A 14,263-nucleotide genomic window follows, 5' to 3' on the forward strand; every position below is an offset into this window, starting at 1 on the left:
CTTCTTGGAACTCTCTTTTATTTGATTCCAAGATTTGCTTTCACCTTATTAGTCAGATTGATACTTTGCGCTTCGTTTACGTAAGGTATTGAAGTTCTAGCAAGGTCGAAGATATAGATAACACCTTCAGCAGCACCTACTGCTTTGATGGCATCATCCAGTTTCTTGTAGATAGGAGCCATTGCGTCAGTCTGAGCTTTCTGCATCTGCTGCTGAGCGTCTTGCTGGAATTGTTCCTGTCTCTGCATCATGTCCTGCAACTCTTTTTGTCTTCTTTCAGCGATGTTAGCCGGAAGAGAGTCTTTGGCCATAGCCTGTTGGAATTCCTGATATTTTTTGTTGAATTCTTCCTGAGTTCTTTGAAGTTCGGCAGTCAGTTGTTTTTCTAATGTCTGGATATCATTTTGTGCCTTCGTAAATTCCGGCATTACAGTGATAATCTCCTGCGCATTAATATGACCGAATTTCAGGTTCTGTGCAAATACACCCATTGGGAGTGCAAGCAACATTACAAGTGCAATTTTTTTAAGCATAGTTCTATAATTTATTTGAATGATTTTTAGTTATTTCCGGATGCAAATGTATGAAATTAATTTGAATATCCTAGTTTTCTTAGTATTTCATCGCTAATATCGATACGCGGATTGGCAAAAATGATGCCTGTCGCAGAGGCCCTGTCGACTACCAGATCATATCCATATTGTTGTGAAATGGCTTTTACCGCTTCGTAAATATCATCCTGAATTGGAGTGATCAGCTTGTCTCTCATCTTGGCCAATTCACCTTCCGGACCGAAATAGTTGCGCTTCAACTCGGCAGCCGCTTTTTCTTTGGCTACGATTTCATCTTCTTTCTTTGTCTTTTGAGCGGCAGAGAGAGTGGAGGATTTCGCTTGATAATCCTGAAACATCTTCTGAGCTTCTTTTGCCAAAGCTTCTACTTCGCTCTGGTATTTTTTCGTAGCTTGTTGCATTTGCTCGTTGGCGCTTTGGGCGGTCGGAATATTTTTCATGATATATTCCGTATCGATCAGTGCAAATTTTTGTGCGTTGGCTGCCATACTGACGGCAACCAGCATCATGATTAATAGAACAGACTTTCTCATAACGTTTAGTTTTTGGTGATACATTAGAATTCTTGTCCTAAGATAAAGTGGAATTGGCTTCCTCCATATTGTTTAGAACCTAATACTTGGTCGAAACCGTAACCCCAGTCAATACCCATCATACCAATCATCGGCAGGAAGATACGAACACCGACACCGGCGGAACGTTTCAAGTCGAACGGATTGAATTTCTTGATATCATGCCAAGCATTACCGGCTTCCAAGAAACCTAACACATAAATGTTAGTACTTGTTTCCAGCATGAGCGGATATCTTAATTCAATGCCGAGACGTGCATAAGCGTAACCTTCCGAACCGTATGGTGTCAATGAACTGTTTTCGTAACCACGTAAGGCAATACTTTCGGTTGCATAAGTTGAATAACCGGTCATACCGTCACCACCAACGTCAAATGTACCAAACGGTGACTTTTTGAACTCGTTGTAGTGTCCCAACAAGCCGAATTCCGTACGGGTCATCAATACAAGACATTTCGGATGTGCAACCGGGTCCATCAACGGAGTGTATGTTTTGCCTTTGAATTTCCATTTGTGGTATTCTACCCATTTATGAAGCTTGTTCATATTGTCTTGAGTAATGGTTCCGGTTTCAGGATTGCTGTAATATCCTTTATAGTCTTTGCCGTCCATTAATGAGTAAGGTGGTGTGAACTGCACTGACAATGAGAAATCCGAACCCGAACGCGGGAATATTGGGTTGTCAATAGAGTTACGTGCCAAAGTCAGTGAAAGGCTGAGGTCATTACATTTACCGTTTGTTACCGGGAAGTACTGCCAGTCTTTCAAGTTGTAACGTTGATAAGCCAACTCGGCAGAAAGGGTGAAATAGTCATCCGGCCATTTCAGACGTTTACCCCAACCAACGGAAAGTCCCCACATCTTGATCGATTTATCGGGGTCATAATAGTTCTCGTAGTTATTGTAATTGCCATAGTTGTACATACCATAACCGCCATAACCGCTATACATACTGTTATAGTAGTTGTTAAAGTAGCTGGAGTTGTAGTAACGGCTACTGATATCTGTCTGTACGGAGAAGAATGCCGAAACAGAGAATGAGTTCGGGCGTTTGCCGCCAAACCAAGGATCGAAGAATGAAATACTGTATGATTGGTAGTATTTGGCATTCGTCTGTCCGCTGATAGTCAGTGTCTGTCCGTCACCTTGCGGCAGGATACCGCGATAATTCTCACCCGGATGCAGTAAGTTGGCAACAGAGAAGTTTGTGAACTTCAGACTCAGTTTACCGATAATACCTGTTTGTCCCCAACCGGCAGAGAATTCCACCTGGTCATTGGCTTTGGAAGTCAACGGCAGGCCTATGTCAACCGTTCCGTTCATCGGGTCCGGTTGAATATCCGGCTGAAGTTTTTCGGGGTCAAAGTGTCCCATCTGCTGGATTTCACGCAAAGAACGCATCAAGTCTTCTTTGCTGAACAACTGTCCCGGACGGATACGAAGTTCACGACGGACTACATTTTCATACAGACGGTCGTTACCGCTGATGTTGATCTTATTGATAGTAGCCTGACGGCCTTCATAGATTCTCATTTCCAGGTCGATAGAGTCGCCTACAATGTTTACTTCTACCGGATCGAGGTTGTAGAACAGATAACCGTTATTGTAGTATAAGTTACCGATAGCGTCATCATCTGTAGAGATACGTTCGTTCAGCAACTTCTGGTTGTACACATCTCCTTTTTTCATACGCAGAAGGAAGTCCAACTGTTCTGAAGGATACAGCGTGTTACCCACCCAAGTCACGTTACGGAGATAGTATTTCTGACCTTCCTCGATATCGAGATAAACATTAACTGTTTTCTCGTCGTATTGTGAGATACTGTCTTTTCTGATAACTGCATCACGATAACCCAGCTCATTATATTTGTCGATGATGAGTTGCTTATCCGCTTCGTAGTTTTCCGGTACGAATTTCTTCGTGCGGAACAAGTTGCGAAGTTTCCCTTTTTCATTGGTTTTCTTCATTACTCGTTTCAGCTTGGAAGCTTTGATTGCCGTATTTCCAACAATTTTGATTTCGTGAACTTTTACTTTCTCTTTCTTGTCAATGTCGATGTCCACAATTACTTGGTTCTCGCTGGAGGGATCATCTTTTTGTGCGATGATAACTTCTGCATTCTTAAAACCTTTATCGTCAAAATAACGCTTAATCAATGTTTTGGCCCGGTCTACGGTATTCGGTGTAATCTGCATACCCTTCACCATTCCCAACTTACCTTCCAAATCGGTACGCTCTGACTTCTTAACGCCATGATAGCGTACCTCAGAGATTCGGGGACGCTGTGTCAGACTGATTTTTAACCAGATTTTGTTGCCTTCTATCTTTTCGGCTGTGATTTGTACGTTTGAGAACAAGCCATGACGCCAATAACGTTTGATTGCTCCGGTGATTTCGTCACCCGGCACAGTAATTGTTTGTCCTACCGACAGTCCGGATAGTCCAATCAATACATAGTCTTCATAATTCTTCACGCCTTCGACCTTGATATCCGCTATCTCATACTTTTTGGGTGTTCCAGAGTATAAGATGACAGGTTTCGAGTCTTCATCAGTGTTGGCATTTTGCGCAATACCTGTTGTTGCAAAACTGAACAGGCAGATAAACGTTATGAATATAAAGGAAATACGATAATGCATTTATGTTATAATTTGATGTTTCGAGTTATATTAGCTGATTTGTTCACTGGTCTTGCCGAATCGTCGTTCCCGCTGTTGATATTCGTAAACGGCTTTATAGAGTTCTTCTTTGTCGAAATCCGGCCAAAAGATGTCACAAAAATAAAGTTCCGAATAAGCACATTGCCATAGCAGGTAATTGCTTAGTCGGATTTCGCCTCCCGTGCGGATTAATAAATCCGGATCGGGCATAAAATTAGTATTCAGATGTGATGCGATGCATTCGTCTGTTATCTGTTCAGGAGATAAATCTCCTTCTTTAATCTTCGTAGCTATTTGTCGGACTGCTTCGGTTATTTCCCAGCGTGAAGAGTAGCTAAGTGCCAACACTAGACACATTCCCGTGTTTTTTGCGGAATGATCTATGCATGATGTTAAACTATCCTGGACTTCAACCGGCAATTTCTTTAAGTCACCGATTACATTGAAGCGGAGATTGTTTTTCATCAATGTCTCTTCCTTAATAGAATCCAGCAATAGATTCATCAGTGCCGTAACTTCCTCTTGCGGACGACTCCAGTTCTCGGTGGAGAAAGTATACAAAGTGAGGTACTTGATTCCCAGACGGGCTGCATCTTCGGTAATTCTCTGTACCGTTTCTGCGCCTGCGTGGTGACCGTAAGTACGTTCTTTTCCCCGTTGCTTTGCCCATCTTCCGTTGCCATCCATGATGATGGCTACGTGTTGGGGTATCCGAGTTTTGTCTATTTGCTCTATATAGGACATTTTTCTATTTTAAACGTATGCGTTTATTATTGACCTGCATGCTTGGGATCCTTATCAAACCATAATTGGTTTAAGCGTGCACGCCAGATTTCTGAATCATGACTATAAGGATGTGTATTCTCACCTTCTTCGAGTAAAACATCTCCCTTACTGAATAAGAAGTAAATGTAGTCATTCTTTGTATCTTGTACTACGGAGTAATTAGTTCTTCCCATGAATTCCGGTTTTTCTATTGTTGGTTTGAACTCGGGGTCACTCCAATCCTGATAAGGGAATGAGAACTTTTTGTCCGCTTTTTGCCAAGCAATTCCTTCACTCTTTGAAACATAGATGGATTCAAACTTGTCACCAAAAGTATAAAGAAGGTTATTGTAATAAATAATAGTCGGATTCTTGAACTCCGGACAATAAGCAACCGTTGAAGTGGTTCCCAACTCAGCCCATGTCGTTCCATTGTATCCCCATGCTATGCTGACTGGAATTTCTTTATCACCAACCGTTATTTTGATAGATTCATCATGTTCACCTATTATAACATTCTGATATTGTCCTCCTTTTTTGAAAGTTGTGTATGAAATGTTCTTTGTTGGGAAATTCTCACCGGCTGCTTGTATTTTAGTTTCAGCATTTCCTATCTCTAGTTCCGATTCTAAAATGGAATACAAATAACGTACGTTATCTTCTGTCTTGAGATAAGTGGCTTGTTGAATGTACTTCTCTTCTTCGGTTTGGCTATTGTCATTCTCAATGGGTATTGCTGAAATAAATGTATTTACTTCACCTGAAAATTTATTTGATTCTGTCCATGCTATACCGTCGGTAGATTCATATACCTTATTGTCTGCGGTAGCCAATATAATCTTCTCTAAGGGTAATATGGAGTTAGGAAGAGTTGCTAATCCCGTTGCATTTTGCAAACTCCAATTAGATAAGTCACTACTGCTATGTACTTTTACACTTGACCCATCCATAGAATAGATGAAATATTCATCTTTAAATTTAATGGTTTTCTGTGCTCCTTTAATCTCATCACCTATTTTCCCGACATATCCCCAGCTTAAAGAATCCGGATCATGCTTGTGCACTCTGACATCAATAGTATATGTCTTTACTTTGTCGGGGGCTATTCCCGCCAATGCCTCAGTGGACCATACCTTAATTTCTAATTTTTTGCGGAGGTCTAGTGAGTCGTTGATATTGATAATGGAGTCTCTTCCTTCTTTGTCTTTCACGGTGACAACACCGGAAGCAGTCGTCAGAGTCTTAATCAATATTTTATCGATAATCGTATCTGCATGAACAGGAAGTGAATCTTGATTATAGATTTCACCTTTTAGCTGGTCATGGTCAATAGTGAACTTGTAGGATATCCCATATATTGTATCAAGTTCAAATGCATGTATAGTTGCATCCGGGCTATATTCTATGTCATTATCGTCATCAAGGCATGACGTTATAACGAATGACACCATGAAAAAACTCGCAATGAATGATAAAAACTTTATTCTCATTTGAAAGATTGTGTTTATTTACAAGTTGCAAAAATAGAAACATTTTTCCCGATAATGAACATTACAGGTAAGTTTTATATAAAATTATAGATAATAACACTGTTTTTATCGACGTAAAACTCCCTGAATAGGACTATTTTAGCTAAATCCGATGAACATAATACCAAATTTGTCTTCCGAAGTGTTCTTTGGTCGAGTAACTAAAATTATTGCTTATTTCAGGTGCTTTAACACCGGAGTATAACCGCTTGGGGCACTTCTCTATATAGGCTTCATCCCATAATTCATTGTCAATGAATGATTGCAGCAGTTGGCTTCCGCCTTCTACCAACAATGATTGTATATTTCGTTGATATAACTCTTCCATAATCAGCTTCAGAGGGTTATGACCAAAATCAATAGTTATATAGCTGACGCTCTTTTCTTCCGGATGTTCTTTCTCTGTGAAAACTAATGTCGGGACCTCTCCGTTGAATATTTGCAAATCATTTGGAAGAGAAAGGTTGCGGTCTAAAACAATACGTATAGGGTTACGTCCATACCAGTTGCGTACCGTCAGAGAGGGATTATCCAGCAAGGCTGTCCGTCTTCCTACCATAATAGCTGTATTCTCCGCTCTTTTTTTATGTACCAACATTGACGTAAGAGGGGAGGAGAGAAGGACAGGATTCCCATCAATTCGCTCTATGTCAATGAATCGGTCGGCCGATTCAGCCCACTTAAGAGTAATAAAAGGTCGGCGGAGCGTGTTGAAAGTGATAAAACGGCGGATCAGATGCAGGCATTCTTCTTCCAGCACACCGACTATAACTTCCCGTCCGGCATTTTGTAGTTTCTGAATCCCTCGTCCGGCTACTTTGGAAAAGGGATCCCGGCAACCAATGACGATACGCGGAATCTGTTTTTCGATGATCAAGTCTGCACAGGGAGGTGTTTTACCATAGTGGGAACAAGGCTCCAGGCTGACATAGATTGTCGAACGTTTCAATAAAGACTCATCCTTGACGGAGCGGATTGCATTGACTTCGGCATGCGCTTCTCCGCAACGGACATGATAACCTTCACCGATAATGCGCCCGTCGCATACGATAACAGCCCCTACCATCGGATTGGGAGCTACGTTGCATAACCCGTTCTTTGCGAGCTCAATACAACGTCTCATGTATTTTTCTTCTTCCATTTTGGTACTCTTCGCTATATTATTCTTACTTTTGCACTCCGAAACTGTAAATGTATGAATCGTATCTCCACCCGCATTCGCCAATCTCTGCGTGATATCTATCCGCCGGAAGAGCTTAAAGCCCTTACGATGATGATTTGTTGCGATATGCTCGGGTTCGATCCGCTCGATATTTACTTGGGCAAAGATATGATTTTATCCGAATGCAAAGAGCGTGAATTAGAAAACATTATATTCCGTTTACAGAAAAATGAGCCGATACAGTACATTCGCGGCTTTGCGGTATTTGGTGGGAGGAAGTTCAAGGTAGCTCCGGGGGTGCTGATTCCCCGTCCGGAAACTGCGGAGTTGGTAGATTGGGTCGTCAATGAGAATCCGGGGGCACATCACCTATTAGATATAGGTACGGGAAGCGGATGCATTGCAATTTCTCTGGATAAGAGACTTCCGGATGCCGACGTGGAAGCTTGGGATATTTCGGAAGAGGCATTAGCGATAGCTCGGACAAACAACGAAGAACTGGAATCCCGAGTGCTGTTTCGGCAAAGGGATGTTTTATCTGACGATTGGGAAAAGTCACCGTCGTTTGATGTCATTGTAAGCAACCCTCCTTATGTCACTGAGGCGGAGAAAGATGAAATGGAAGCTAATGTGCTCGATTGGGAACCGGCACTGGCTTTGTTTGTTCCCGATGACGACCCGTTGCGGTTTTATCGCAGGATTGCCACTCTGGGGCGTGAGTTGCTTCTGCCGGAAGGAAAACTTTATTTTGAAATCAACCGGGCGTTTGGCCGGGAAATAGCATATATGCTTGAAATGAACCAATATCGTGATATTCGTGTTATAAAAGACATATTTGGAAAAGATAGAATAGTTACAGCTAACCGATGAGTGCACAATTAACAGACGAAGAGGCTTTAAGTCGTGTAGCCTCCTATTGCTCTACTGCCGAGCATTGCCGGGCAGAAATAAATGAGAAGTTACAACGTTGGGGGATAGCCTATGACACCATAGCGCGTATTCTTGACCGGCTGGAATCAGAAAAGTTCATTGATGACGAACGTTTCTGCAGGGCTTTTGTGAATGATAAATTCCGTTTCGCCAAGTGGGGGAAGATGAAAATAGCGCAAGGACTCTATATGAAGAAGATTCCATCCGACGTAGCATGGCGTTATCTGAATGAGATTGATGAGGAGGAATATCTTGCTGTCCTTCGTGGACTGCTGGCCTCCAAGAAAAAAAGTGTCCATGCGCAGGATGAATATGAACTGAATGGAAAGCTGATGCGGTTCGCTATGAGTCGTGGGTTTGAACTGAAAGATATCAGGCGTTGTATCGATGTTCCCGATGAAGAGGAGCAGGTGGAGTAAAAAATAAACGGATTCTTCTTTTTATTCTCGTTCTATTTCTGTACTTTTGCGGCAAATAATTAATAGTTAGTTTAGTTATGAAAAACTTAGAGAGACTATTTGCGGAGAAACTGTTGAAGATTAAAGCTATTAAACTTCAACCTGCTAACCCTTTCACTTGGGCTTCTGGATGGAAATCCCCCTTTTACTGTGACAACCGTAAAACTCTGTCCTATCCTTCTCTTCGTAATTTTGTGAAGATTGAAATTACACGTCTGATATTGGAACGATTCGGACAGGTGGATGCGATTGCAGGTGTGGCGACTGGTGCTATTCCTCAAGGAGCTTTGGTTGCTGATGCATTGAATTTACCGTTCGTATATGTTCGTTCTACCCCGAAAGACCATGGATTGGAGAACCTAATCGAAGGTGAACTTCGTCCGGGTATGAAAGTAGTAGTAATAGAAGATTTGATATCTACCGGCGGCAGTAGTTTGAAGGCTGTAGAGGCGATTCGTCGCGATGGCTGTGAAGTAATTGGTATGGTTGCGGCTTATACGTATGGCTTCCCGGTTGCTGAAGAAGCATTCAAGAACGCTAAAGTGACTTTGGTGACATTGACCAATTATGAGGCCGTGCTTGATGTTGCTCTTCGTACAGGTTACATTGAAAAAGAAGATATCCAGACACTGAACGAATGGCGTAAAGACCCTGCTCATTGGGATGCTGGTAAATAAGACTTTTTTTGATTAAATATATGTCAGTAAAAGAACTCTTCGGACAATATTTGCCCGGATAGTTCTTTTTTTGTTTTTATACAAATAGAATATTATGACTAAATTTGAGAGTAGTGTCAAGGTGATACCTTACAGTCAGGAACGAGTGTATAACAAGCTTTCGGATTTGAGTAATCTGGAAGCCATTAAAGACCGTTTGCCGCAAGATAAGGTACAGGATTTGAGTTTTGATTCGGATACGTTGAGTTTTAGTGTTTCTCCTGTTGGAAAGCTGACACTGCAAATCGTTGAACGTGAGCCTTCTAAATGTGTGAAGTTGGAGACAACCAATTCACCGCTTCCTTTTAATATGTGGATTCAATTAGTGGCGACCGGTGAGGAAGAATGCAAAATAAAGGTTACTATCGGGATGGATATCAATCCGTTTATGAAAGCGATGGTGCAGAAGCCCCTCCAGGAAGGTTTGGAGAAGATGGTTGAAATGCTGTCGATTATAAATTATTAATTCAAGTATTAATTGGTATGGCACAGAAACTTTGGGAGAAATCCGTGCAGGTAAATAAGGATATCGAACGCTTTACGGTGGGACGCGATCGTGAAATGGATCTTTATCTGGCCAAGCATGATGTGCTCGGCTCTATGGCGCACATCACAATGCTCGAAAGTATCGGTTTGCTGACGAAAGAAGAACTGGAGCAGTTGCTGGCTGAACTGAAAAATATTTATGCTTCAGCGGAGAAAGGTGAATTCGTGATAGAAGATGGTGTGGAAGACGTACATTCACAGGTGGAGTTGATGCTGACTCGTCGTTTGGGAGATATAGGAAAGAAAATTCATAGCGGCCGTTCGCGTAACGACCAGGTACTGTTGGATCTTAAACTCTTTACCCGCACGCAAGTCAGAGAAATAGCCGAAGCGGTAGAGCAGCTTTTCCATGTATTGATTTGCCAGAGCGAACGTTATAAAAATGTTTTAATGCCGGGATATACACATCTGCAGATTGCCATGCCCTCTTCTTTCGGACTATGGTTCGGTGCTTACGCCGAAAGCCTGGTGGATGATATGCTGTTTCTGCAGGCTGCATTTAAGATGTGCAACCGTAATCCGTTAGGTTCTGCTGCCGGATATGGTTCTTCGTTTCCGTTGAACCGGACGATGACAACTGAGTTGCTCGGTTTTGACTCTATGAATTATAATGTGGTATATGCCCAGATGGGACGTGGCAAGATGGAACGTAATGTTGCGTTTGCGTTGGCCACGATTGCCGGAACAATCTCCAAATTAGCTTTTGACGCTTGTATGTTCAACAGCCAGAACTTCGGATTTGTGAAGTTGCCCGATGATTGTACTACGGGTTCCAGTATTATGCCTCATAAGAAGAATCCGGACGTGTTTGAATTGACACGTGCCAAATGTAATAAGTTGCAATCGCTTCCCCAACAAATCATGATGATTGCCAACAATCTGCCTTCCGGTTATTTCCGTGACTTGCAGATTATAAAAGAGGTCTTTCTTCCGGCTTTCCAGGAATTGAAAGACTGTTTGCAGATGACAACTTACATCATGAACGAGATTAAGGTAAATGAACATATCTTGGATGATGACAAATATCTGCTCATTTTCAGTGTGGAAGAAGTGAACCGTTTGGCACGCGAAGGTATGCCTTTCCGCGATGCATACAAAAAGGTCGGTCTGGATATTGAAGCAGGTAAATTCTCGCATAGTAAGGAAGTACATCATACACATGAAGGAAGTATAGGCAATTTGTGTAATACAGAGATCTCTGCATTGATGCAGCAAGTGGTCGATGGATTCAACTTTTGCGGTATGGATAGAGCAGAGAAAGCACTGCTTGGAAGATAAAATGAACTTTCGGAGGATAGTTTTTTAAACTTTCCTCCGAAAAGATTTGGCAGAAACAAGTAAACTACTTATCTTTGCACCCGTTGAAAAAATGCGGAAATAGCTCAGTTGGTAGAGCATAACCTTGCCAAGGTTAGGGTCGCGAGTTCGAGTCTCGTTTTCCGCTCTTCTTTGAAAGGATGCTCGAATGGTGGAATCGGTAGACACGAGGGACTTAAAATCCCTTGGCCATTGCGGCTGTGCGGGTTCAAGTCCCGCTTCGAGTACGAGTATTCTTTTTTTGAAAGGCTTTATGAATATAGATTCATGAAGCCTCATTTGTTTTTATGAGTGTACTATGTACGGCTAACACCGGAAAGTACGATGGTGAAGAAGTTGTTCAACTTTATTTGAGAGATGAATATGCTTCAGTAGTGCAACCGTTGAAGCAATTGAAACATTTTGCACGCCTCTTTTTGAAGTGTGGAGAAGAACAGGAAGTGAAGTTTATTTTGTCCGAAGAGGATTTTGCACTTGTCGATCGGAATTTGAAAAGGGTGGTAGAACCGGGAACTTTCCAAGTAATGATCGGTGCTGCTTCTGATGACATCAGATTGCAGATGAAAGTGGAGATAAAATAGGAGATACCCTCTATTCATCTATGAAACAAAAATATCAAATTTAGATCTCACAGTGATTTGCACCTGTTTTATTGTCAAATTGTCAATATAATACCTAAACGGGTGAATATCAGTTAGTTGCTGTCTGGCAATAGCCACTGAAAACAGGCTGACAATAAAAGATATCAACTTCTATTGTCAGCCTTGCTTTTGTATCTTATAATATCTTTACTACCTGATAGACAGTACCTTTATAAGTATGTTTCGAGCTAATTCCGCACTTTTGAAGCATTCTCCCGAAATGATATACTTTGTTGTCGGACAATGAAATACCGCTTTTCTTCTTCAAGTAATTCAGTATTTCTACCGGAGTAAAGAATTCACCTTCCTCTCCCGCTTGTGGAGCCCTAAAGTATTGATAAAACAGTTGGAGCATAGCCGGTGTTTGCTCAAACTCCCGGTTGTTCTCGGTCATAATCTGCTCGTCTTCACTATTAAACCAGTAACGCTCACCATGAGAAATTTCGTGCATGGCTTGCGCGTAAAGCTGCTCATAATCTATCGGCTGTGTAGTGTCGATGTTTCCTGTCACTTCAATACAGATGAAGCGACGGCTCCCCGAAGGGTCGGTCAACAGATCTTTCTGATTGCTTGTGCCGATAAATGAAGCATACCGTTGTAACTCAAGCACCGAGCGGCCATGTGGTTTTCGAAGGTTGACCACCGGTTTTTGGAGAATATGTTTCAGAAACCCCTGTTGGGTCAGTGTAATCTGATCGAACTCATCAATGTTGATGAGCGCAAAACGATTCAGATACAGTTCCGCATCCCGTTTCTGGCTGAAATCAATACTGTCCGTATAATAAGCCCGGAGTGCAGGCGGAATCATTTCACGGCAAAAAGTAGATTTATGAGTTCCTTGTGCTCCCACTAATATAGGCGATGTACTATTGGCATACATTTTATTTACTCCTCTCCAATGCGAAACCATATTCAAGAACCAGCGATGAAAAAGTAATTCCCAATGCGGATTATTGCAGGGAACCCTGTTGGCTAACGCATGGATACGGTCTTTCCCATCCCAATGTGGCAGGTGAAACAGAAACTCCTCTAGCGGATTATAGATAGGCACACGGTTGGAGTGCAAGTAACGGTCTATGTCCCTGTCCCATACTCCGATTCCTTCAGATTGGGCGTCCAGCATAATGCTGTTTTGTGCCCGTTTGTCGATGGGATGGAAATAGAACCGGAACGAGAAACGCTCCCGGTATTCCACCTCTCCGATCTGCGTATTGTAACGGAACTCATAACGGCGGTTCATAAATTCATCCATTTGCAGGCTAAGGCGTTGCTCTTTGGTCAGACAGTTGCTTTTCGGCACTCCCTTACATTCCTTATATACGTTTCTTATCATTTCACGTACCAGCATTGGATTCTTTCTTTTGTTGTAACGGATGATGGTGCGTCTGGTTGCCTCCTCTTCCGGAATGCCTGAGTAGTAGCAGTTCTCGGCAAGCGGGACTATTAATATTTGCAAATCATCATCCCGATGCCAGGCTTGGTCCATTTCTTCAAAGGTCTTTCGCAATGCTGCTTCATAAAGCAGTGCCACTGTATCCTCCGTATCATATCCCGGCAGGGCACGATTCAATGGCGATGCTTCTGTGCTCGATTTCTCATGATAAGTCATCTCGCCGGGCATACCGATAGGTTGTGAAAGATAGAAAGGAACAGGAGTGGGGCGATAAATCAAGTCCGGATCATAGCTAAGACGTGAGAACTGTTCCAGTTTCGGTTCTTTTAGCAGAATATTGAAAGGAAGTTGAGGCTGATAACATTTGATGGCTAGGCGATAGGCATGTGCCTGAAACACTTCGGCTTCTTCCGTTGTTTGCGGCAAAGTGCCGTCCGGTCGGGTGAAGCAAGTCCATATCTTGACACTTTTGCCGCTTGCTCCCATGAAAGCCAGCATTGTCTGAGGAAGTTCGGCAGCCTTTTGCTTCACAATCTCCACTTCTGTTTTTCCGGCTAACGGACCGACGGTCAGTTCTACAATCCCATTGTAGGTTTTCATTTGTCTCACTCCGTTCACTCGCCCGAAAGCTGCGGCAGGAATCACTCGCGGCAATTTGCTAGTGAGTGAACAAGGTTCGTCGGGCAGAACAAAATGCAGGGCTTGGCGTAGTTCGGATACCGGGCGGAGCTTGGTCTCTCTTTTCATTTTTTCTATCAACAGGTCGATGTTTACCACACTTAATGCTTCCGTATCTCCATTTTCCCTGATTTGTGTAATTTTCATTTCTATTTATCTTAAATTTTATAGAGTTGTAAGTGTTTGTTTATAGGTTTCAAAGGTACGGATAAGGTGCTTGTAAAACAAGCTATTTGGCTTTTATCATGATAAAGAATAAGCTTTTGGAGGATGAGAAGCGGATATACTTCCACTATCACACGGATGTATTTCCATTTGTGTGCC

The 14,263-nt window shown here is 42.3% G+C and carries 12 protein-coding genes, 2 tRNA genes and 1 pseudogene; 8 read left to right on the plus strand and 7 right to left on the minus strand.

Annotated features, from left to right (window positions below):
• Window positions 1-17 precede the first annotated feature (17 nt).
• From H8S63_RS04075 to ribD, 6 genes are all read right to left on the minus strand, one after another.
• Window positions 18-533, minus strand: a complete 516-nt coding sequence (locus H8S63_RS04075; RefSeq protein WP_007754950.1) for an OmpH family outer membrane protein — start codon at window positions 531-533, stop codon at window positions 18-20.
• Window positions 534-589: 56 nt separating this feature from the next.
• Window positions 590-1,105, minus strand: coding sequence for an OmpH family outer membrane protein (locus H8S63_RS04080; protein ID WP_022276508.1), 516 nt, complete (start codon window positions 1,103-1,105; stop codon window positions 590-592).
• A 23-nt stretch (window positions 1,106-1,128) separates the two neighbouring features.
• Window positions 1,129-3,783, minus strand: coding sequence for an outer membrane protein assembly factor (locus H8S63_RS04085; RefSeq protein WP_007754946.1), 2,655 nt, complete (start codon window positions 3,781-3,783; stop codon window positions 1,129-1,131).
• Window positions 3,784-3,813: 30 nt separating this feature from the next.
• Window positions 3,814-4,548 (minus strand): isoprenyl transferase, encoded by a 735-nt coding sequence (locus tag H8S63_RS04090; RefSeq protein WP_186925806.1) that lies wholly within the window; start codon window positions 4,546-4,548, stop codon window positions 3,814-3,816.
• A gap of 26 nt (window positions 4,549-4,574) precedes the next feature.
• Window positions 4,575-6,059, minus strand: coding sequence for a DUF6242 domain-containing protein (locus H8S63_RS04095; protein ID WP_186925807.1), 1,485 nt, complete (start codon window positions 6,057-6,059; stop codon window positions 4,575-4,577).
• 142 nt (window positions 6,060-6,201) lie between these two features.
• Window positions 6,202-7,239, minus strand: coding sequence for a bifunctional diaminohydroxyphosphoribosylaminopyrimidine deaminase/5-amino-6-(5-phosphoribosylamino)uracil reductase RibD (ribD, locus tag H8S63_RS04100; protein ID WP_186925808.1), 1,038 nt, complete (start codon window positions 7,237-7,239; stop codon window positions 6,202-6,204).
• 54 nt (window positions 7,240-7,293) lie between these two features.
• Here ribD and prmC point away from each other — a divergent pair, with 54 nt between their 5' ends.
• From prmC to H8S63_RS04140, 8 genes and pseudogenes are all read left to right on the plus strand, one after another.
• Entirely contained in the window at window positions 7,294-8,130 is an 837-nt protein-coding gene (prmC, locus tag H8S63_RS04105; RefSeq protein WP_032839725.1) for a peptide chain release factor N(5)-glutamine methyltransferase, read from the plus strand.
• Complete coding sequence (locus tag H8S63_RS04110; RefSeq protein ID WP_007763901.1) at window positions 8,127-8,609, plus strand: regulatory protein RecX; 483 nt, start codon at window positions 8,127-8,129, stop codon at window positions 8,607-8,609. The genes prmC and H8S63_RS04110 overlap by 4 nt, the downstream gene beginning before the upstream one ends.
• 77 nt (window positions 8,610-8,686) lie before the next feature.
• Entirely contained in the window at window positions 8,687-9,325 is a 639-nt protein-coding gene (gene pyrE, locus H8S63_RS04115; RefSeq protein WP_007754934.1) for an orotate phosphoribosyltransferase, read from the plus strand.
• Window positions 9,326-9,419: 94 nt separating this feature from the next.
• A complete protein-coding gene (locus tag H8S63_RS04120) occupies window positions 9,420-9,830 on the plus strand; it encodes an SRPBCC family protein (protein ID WP_186925809.1) in 411 nt (136 codons plus the stop codon).
• Window positions 9,831-9,847: 17 nt separating this feature from the next.
• Window positions 9,848-11,188, plus strand: coding sequence for an argininosuccinate lyase (argH, locus tag H8S63_RS04125; RefSeq protein WP_022276503.1), 1,341 nt, complete (start codon window positions 9,848-9,850; stop codon window positions 11,186-11,188).
• Between the two features lie 93 nt (window positions 11,189-11,281).
• Window positions 11,282-11,354 (plus strand) — tRNA-Gly (locus H8S63_RS04130).
• Between the two features lie 15 nt (window positions 11,355-11,369).
• A tRNA-Leu gene (locus H8S63_RS04135) sits at window positions 11,370-11,454 on the plus strand.
• 81 nt (window positions 11,455-11,535) lie between these two features.
• Window positions 11,536-11,808, plus strand: a pseudogene (locus tag H8S63_RS04140) (fibronectin type III-like domain-contianing protein); the annotation flags it as partial.
• A gap of 196 nt (window positions 11,809-12,004) precedes the next feature.
• Here the strand turns inward: H8S63_RS04140 and H8S63_RS04145 are convergent.
• On the minus strand, window positions 12,005-14,086 hold the full coding sequence (locus tag H8S63_RS04145; protein ID WP_186925810.1) for a BT4734/BF3469 family protein: 2,082 nt from the start codon (window positions 14,084-14,086) through the stop codon (window positions 12,005-12,007).
• Window positions 14,087-14,263 lie beyond the last annotated feature (177 nt).

Origin of the sequence: Bacteroides sp. NSJ-39, from assembly GCF_014287315.1 — a bacterium.
GTDB classification, from domain to species: domain Bacteria; phylum Bacteroidota; class Bacteroidia; order Bacteroidales; family Bacteroidaceae; genus Bacteroides; species Bacteroides finegoldii.

What these genes read in the sequence shown, in the direction of transcription:
- H8S63_RS04075 (WP_007754950.1), bottom strand. Translation starts at nt 533, where the DNA reads ATGCTTAAAAAAATTGCACTTGTAATGTTGCTTGCACTCCCAATGGGT.
- H8S63_RS04085 (WP_007754946.1), bottom strand. Translation starts at nt 3,783, where the DNA reads ATGCATTATCGTATTTCCTTTATATTCATAACGTTTATCTGCCTGTTC.
- H8S63_RS04120 (WP_186925809.1), top strand. Translation starts at nt 9,420, where the DNA reads ATGACTAAATTTGAGAGTAGTGTCAAGGTGATACCTTACAGTCAGGAA.
- H8S63_RS04090 (WP_186925806.1), bottom strand. Translation starts at nt 4,548, where the DNA reads ATGTCCTATATAGAGCAAATAGACAAAACTCGGATACCCCAACACGTA.
- pyrE (WP_007754934.1), top strand. Translation starts at nt 8,687, where the DNA reads ATGAAAAACTTAGAGAGACTATTTGCGGAGAAACTGTTGAAGATTAAA.
- argH (WP_022276503.1), top strand. Translation starts at nt 9,848, where the DNA reads ATGGCACAGAAACTTTGGGAGAAATCCGTGCAGGTAAATAAGGATATC.
- H8S63_RS04080 (WP_022276508.1), bottom strand. Translation starts at nt 1,105, where the DNA reads ATGAGAAAGTCTGTTCTATTAATCATGATGCTGGTTGCCGTCAGTATG.
- ribD (WP_186925808.1), bottom strand. Translation starts at nt 7,239, where the DNA reads ATGGAAGAAGAAAAATACATGAGACGTTGTATTGAGCTCGCAAAGAAC.
- H8S63_RS04095 (WP_186925807.1), bottom strand. Translation starts at nt 6,059, where the DNA reads ATGAGAATAAAGTTTTTATCATTCATTGCGAGTTTTTTCATGGTGTCA.
- H8S63_RS04145 (WP_186925810.1), bottom strand. Translation starts at nt 14,086, where the DNA reads ATGAAAATTACACAAATCAGGGAAAATGGAGATACGGAAGCATTAAGT.
- prmC (WP_032839725.1), top strand. Translation starts at nt 7,294, where the DNA reads ATGAATCGTATCTCCACCCGCATTCGCCAATCTCTGCGTGATATCTAT.
- H8S63_RS04110 (WP_007763901.1), top strand. Translation starts at nt 8,127, where the DNA reads ATGAGTGCACAATTAACAGACGAAGAGGCTTTAAGTCGTGTAGCCTCC.